This is a genomic window from Pseudomonas sp. P5_A12, from assembly GCF_056400685.1.
In genome coordinates, this window is record NZ_JBFUKU010000325.1 from 1 (window position 1) to 5622 (window position 5622).

Sequence of the window (5622 nt, forward strand, 5' to 3'; positions counted from 1 at the left end):
CAATTATGAGCACCTGATGAGCCTGGCCCGCGCCGGCGAATACCCGGATACCGAAACCCGCCTGTTGTATCGCTACCAGTCGGCCTACGTGACCAACATTTGTGCCGAACGGGCCAACGACCTGCTACGCAGCATGGCCGCTTCGGGTTTGTACAACACCAATCCGGTGGCGCGGCTGTTCCGCGACCTGCACCAGGCACGCGGGCACATCGCCAACAACTACATGGCTTACGGGCGCAGTTACGGCGCAGTGATGCTGGGCCTGCCCAATCCAGACCCTTACGTCTGAGGCCATGCCGCCCGTTTCGACTCCTTGGGTTTACACCTGCCAGTGGTTCACCGGCAGGTGGTCATGAGTAGCTGATCTATGAACAATTATCTTGCCCTGCGCGTGGCGCAAGTGATCGAGGAAACCGCCGATGCGCGCTCCCTGGTTTTCGACGTGCCGGAGCATCTGGGTGAACGCTTTCACTATCAACCCGGCCAGTTCCTGACTTTGCGAGTGCCATTCGAGGGCGGCTGGCTGCCACGTTGTTATTCATTATCGAGCACGCCGTTGCTGGATGAGCCGTTGCGGGTAACGGTCAAACGTGTTCACGAGGGACGCGCTTCGAACTGGCTGTGCGGCGAATTGCAAGCCGGCCAGACCCTGGAGGTGCTGCCTCCGGCCGGGGTGTTTGTGCCGCGCAGTCTCGACGGCGACTTGCTGCTGTTTGGCGGCGGCAGCGGCGTGACCCCGGTGCTGTCGATCCTGCGTTCGGCGTTGCTCGCCGGAACAGGCCGGATCCTGCTGATCTATGCCAACCGCGATGAGTCCTCGGTGATCTTCAAGGATGAACTCAGACACCTGGCCAGCGCTCATCCGCAACGCCTGCAAGTCGTACATTGGCTCGATTCAGTGCAGGGCATCCCGAGTGTCGGGCAACTGGCCGAGTTGGCGCGGCCCTTTATAGATGCCCAGGCATTCATCTGTGGTCCGGCCCTATTCATGGATGCGGTCGTCAGCGCGCTCAAGGGCCTGGGCATGCCGGATCGCCGGGTGCATGTCGAGCGTTTCGTTTCGCTGCCCGGCGAAGGCGAACTGTCGCCAGTGGTGAGCAGCGAAGCGGCAGTGGCCGCGCAGCTGGCAGTGCGCCTGGATGGCGAGGACCACCACGTGGCCTGCGACAGCGGCGAGACCGTGCTGGCCGCTATGGAACGTGCCGGTCTCAATCCTCCCAGCGCCTGCCGTGTCGGTGGCTGCGCCTCGTGCATGTGCACGCTGGAAAGTGGCGACGTCGAGTTGCTGCACAACGATGCACTGGATGCGGGCGACCTGGCCGAAGGCTGGATTCTTGCCTGTCAGGCGGTGCCCACCAGCGCGCAACTGCGTATCCGCTTTCCAGAATGAAACCCTCAATGATGCCAAGCCCGAGCCCACGATGAATCAGAGCCTGAACCTTGTCGCGCCCCTGAGCGCCGCCCCTGTCAACTTTGCCCAGTTGGTCTTTAGCAGTGCCGAACGTTATGCCGGTCGCACTGCCATCGAGGACAACGGCCAATGCATCGACTACGCCCAACTGCCCGAGCGCGTCATGGGTTTTGCCCGGAGCTTGATGGCCCTGGGGATCCAGGCCGGTGACCGGGTCGGTATCTGGGCGCCGAACAGTGGTGACTGGATCCTCGCCGCGCTGGGCATTCAGTGTGCCGGTGCGGTGCTGGTGCCAATCAACACTCGAATGAAGGGCCTTGAGGCCGCCGATGTGCTGGAACGCAGCGGCTGCCGGCTGCTGTTTGTCCAGCAGCGATTTCTCGATGTCGATTACCCGGCACTGCTCGCTCCCCATCGACCGGCCGGCCTCCAGCACCTGGTGATACTCGATGGCGACACGCCCGGGTCGGCTGCGGACCTGACGCTTGCACAGTTTCTGATTGGTGCAGCGACCATCGATGCCGACAGCGCCAGACACCGTGCATTAGCGGTCGACCCCGAGGCAATGTGCGACCTGTTGTTCACTTCTGGCACCACCGGCAAACCCAAAGGCGTCATGAGCGGCCATGGACAGAACCTGCGAGCCTTCACCGAATACGTCAAGGTCATTGGCCTGGTGCCGGGTGACCGTTACCTGATCGTAAACCCGTTCTTTCATGCCTTTGGCTACAAGGCCGGCTGGCTGACTTGCCTGATCGGCGGAGCGACCATCCTGCCCCATGCGGTGTTCGACGCAGAACAAGTGTTCCAGCGCATCGCCCGTGAGCGCATCAGCGTCTTGCCCGGTGCGCCGACGCTTTACCTCTCGCTGCTGGCCCATCCGCAGCTCAAGCAGACCGACCTGTCGAGCCTGCGCATCGCGGTGACCGGTTCAGCGAGTATCCCGCCGAGCCTGATCGAACGCATGCGCAACGAGTTGGGGTTTGCCGTGGTGACCACCGCCTACGGCCTGACCGAATGTGGCGGACTGGCGACTATCTGCGATCCACAAGACTCGGCGCAGGTGATCGCCGGCACCAGCGGACGGCCGATTGCCGGCACCGAAGTGAGCATCCGCGATCCGCACAACCAGGCGCTGGACCCAGGGCTTACCGGTGAGATCTGCCTGCGTGGCTTTCACATCATGCAGGGCTATTTCCAGGACCCCGAAGCGACCCGCGAAGCCATCGACGCCGAAGGCTGGCTGCACACTGGCGATGTCGGGCGCCTGGATGAGGCGGGCAACCTGATCATCACCGACCGACTGAAGGACATGTTCATCGTCGGCGGTTTCAACTGCTACCCGGCGGAAATCGAAGCGGCACTGATCAAGCATCCGGCGATTGCCCAGGTGGCAGTGATTGGCATTGCCGATGAGCGCATGGGCGAAGTCGGATGTGCCTGCGTGGTGCTGCGCGAAGGTGCAGAAGTCGGCGAGGCGCAATTGATCGCCTGGAGCCGTGAGCAAATGGCCAATTACAAGGTGCCGCGCCAGGTGCGTTTTTTCAGTGCCTTGCCGCTGAACCCGTCGAGCAAGGTCGCGAAGAACGAACTGCGCTCGATGGTGGCCAATAGCGCTCAGGCATGAGAAGCGCTCATCTCACCAAACGGACGATGTGCGCGAAAGCGGTTTTTTTTCATGCTGTGGCCACACAAGCCCAAACAATAAAAAGGAGATGAGCATGTTTACCCGTAACTTTGTTGCACGCAGCCCGGGGAGAGTGATCGATGGGCGCTGCCTGTTGGCTACGGCCATCACAATCGCCAGTGCCACGTCCAGCGCTGCACCGACCCTCGAACTGGGGGAAAACACCACTCTGGATTCGTCGTTGACGGTCAACTACACCGCATCCATGCGTACGGCCAAGCAGGCCAGTCAATACCTCAATGACCCGAACTACGACGACGGCACGCGAAACTTCAAGCGCGGCTCATTGATCAATAACCGCCTGAGTCTGTTCGGCGAACTACAACTCAAACACGACAACCTCGGTGCGGTGCTGCGCGGCAGCCAGTTCTATGACGATGTCTACAACCAGAAAAACGCCAACGACTCGCCGCAGACGGTGAACAAGACCGGGCACAACGATGGCTTCAGCGACGAAACCCGCAGGCTCAGTGGCAGCATGGCGCGACTGCTCGATGCGTATGTGTATGGCAACTTCGATGTCGGCGAGACCCAATACCTGTCGCTCAAGGCCGGACGGCATCTGGTGGCCTGGGGCGAGAGCCTTTTCTGGGCCAACATCAGCCAGGGCCAGGCCCCGGTGGATGCCACCAAGTTCAACGTGCCGGGTACCGAGGCCAAGGATTCATACCTGCCGGTGGGGCAGGTCTCCGGGTCGTGGTCGCTGAATGAAGACCTGGCGCTGGTGGGCTACTACCAGTACGAGTGGGAAAAAACCGATCTCAACCCTGTGGGCGATTACTTCGGCAGCGATACCTTCGGTCCCGGTGCCGAGTTCTTTCGTCTGGGCAGTGGGGTAGTCGACAGCCTGCCCAACGGCCTGGCGGTCAGTTATGCCGGTGAAAAAGACGCCAGCGACAGCGGCCAATGGGGTCTGGGCGTGCGCTACCGAATCACCGAGAACACCGAAGTGGGACTGTTCCACTACCGCTATAACGAGCGCATCGGCTCATTGTTCTTCGACTTTACTGGCACCACCCAATACTCGTCGCTCAAGGGCATTGGTCATGACGCAAGCGCGCCGACCTATCGCCTGGGCTACTTCGAAGACGTCAAGCTGACGGGGATCAGCTTCAGCTCCAAGGTCGGCGACTCGGTGCAGTACGCCGGTGACCTGAGCTACCGCGATGGCGCCGCGGTCTACCTGAACAACGGCGCACCGACCACCGGACAAATCTGGCAAGGCAACCTCAACGCCATGTACATCCTCGGCCCGAGCCTGCTCGCCCAGCAGACCACCTTCATGGGTGAGGTGGTGCATCAACACATCGACGGGGTGGACAGCTTGACCATCACCGGCGGCGGGGCTGGCGTGGACGGCACGTTCGACCAATTCGAGTCGAAGATCCAGACCCGAGGCTCGAGCCTGCTGGGCGTTGGCGTCTACATGGACTACCCATCCATCGCCAACGGCCTGGACTTGAGCACCAAGGTGGTCTGGACGCAGAACATCGATGGTAGTGCTTACCAGGGCCTGGGCCGCGACGAGAAGCGGCTGACTGTGGGTGGTGACTTCAAGTACCTGGGCAACTTTCAGGTCGGTATGACCTATATCGCCTACTTGAGCTCTCCGGATGTCGCCCAGGGCCGGTTGCTGGCTGACCGCGATTACCTGTCGTTGAACGCCAAATACACCTTCTGAAGATCATCGCTGCGTCGCGATGTGGCGACGCAGTCCTTCGTTTGTAGCCTGATAAAAATAAAGAGAGGCCTGTCATGAATCCTCGTTCAACCCTATCTCCGTTCAGCCCCGTCGAAATCGGCCCACTGACCCTGAAAAACCGTTTTATCAAGTCCGCCACCAACGAGGGCATGAGCGCCCAAGGCGTGCCTTCCAAACAACTGGTCAAACTGCACTCGGCCCTGGCCGCTGGCGGAACTGCCCTGACCACCGTGGCCTATTGCGCGGTGAGCAGCGATGGCCGTACCTTGCCCAATCAGTTGATCCTTGCTCAATCCAGTGTGCCGCACTTCAAGGCCCTGACCGACGCCGTGCACCAGTCCGGTGGCCTGGCCAGCGCGCAGATCACCCACGGCGGTTGCTTTACCTTTATTCGCGAGCGCTCGACCAAACGTCCGCTTTCGGCCAGTGGTGGCTTCAACAAGATTGGCCTGATGAGCGGCATGTTCCTCAAGCAGGCGATGAACGAAGCCGACATGCAACAAGTGGTGCGCGATTTCGCCCAAGGCGCGCGCCTGGCACGCCAGGCGGGTTTCGATGCCGTGGAAATCCACATGGGCCACGGCTACTTGTTGAGCCAATTCATTTCGCCGATGTACAACAAGCGCCGCGACCAGTACGGCGGCAGTCTGGAAAACCGCCTGCGCTTTCCGCGGCGGGTGCTGCGCGCGGTGCTCGATGCGGTCGGCCAAGAGATGGCGGTGATCTGCAAATACAGCATTACCGAAGGCGTGCGCGCCGGTAACAGTGCCGAAGACGGGGCACAGATCGCCCGCATGCTGGAAGAAGAGGGCGCGCATTTAC

The 5622-nt window shown here is 61.2% G+C and carries 4 protein-coding genes and 1 pseudogene; all 5 read left to right on the forward strand.

The window, feature by feature from the left end:
• A pseudogene (locus AC1DSG_RS26730) lies at positions 1–289 on the forward strand (flavin-dependent monooxygenase); the annotation flags it as partial.
• A 78-nt stretch (positions 290–367) separates the two neighbouring features.
• Entirely contained in the window at positions 368–1390 is a 1023-nt protein-coding gene (locus AC1DSG_RS26735; protein ID WP_477793572.1) for a 2Fe-2S iron-sulfur cluster-binding protein, read from the forward strand.
• A gap of 31 nt (positions 1391–1421) precedes the next feature.
• Positions 1422–3038 carry a FadD3 family acyl-CoA ligase gene (locus AC1DSG_RS26740; RefSeq protein WP_477793573.1) on the forward strand — a complete coding sequence of 539 codons (1617 nt, stop codon included), beginning with the start codon at positions 1422–1424 and terminating at the stop codon, positions 3036–3038.
• Positions 3039–3132: 94 nt separating this feature from the next.
• The gene (locus tag AC1DSG_RS26745) at positions 3133–4779 is read left to right on the forward strand and encodes a DUF1302 domain-containing protein (RefSeq protein ID WP_477793574.1); all 1647 of its coding nucleotides are present in this window, start codon (positions 3133–3135) and stop codon (positions 4777–4779) included.
• Positions 4780–4853: 74 nt separating this feature from the next.
• The coding region (locus AC1DSG_RS26750; RefSeq protein ID WP_477793575.1) for an NADH:flavin oxidoreductase at positions 4854–5622 on the forward strand (769 nt) is incomplete at its 3' end.

Bases quoted from the DNA above. Each gene is read 5' to 3' on its own strand.
- AC1DSG_RS26735 (WP_477793572.1), top strand. From the start codon at position 368: ATGAACAATTATCTTGCCCTGCGCGTGGCGCAAGTGATCGAGGAAACC.
- AC1DSG_RS26740 (WP_477793573.1), top strand. From the start codon at position 1,422: ATGAATCAGAGCCTGAACCTTGTCGCGCCCCTGAGCGCCGCCCCTGTC.
- AC1DSG_RS26745 (WP_477793574.1), top strand. From the start codon at position 3,133: ATGTTTACCCGTAACTTTGTTGCACGCAGCCCGGGGAGAGTGATCGAT.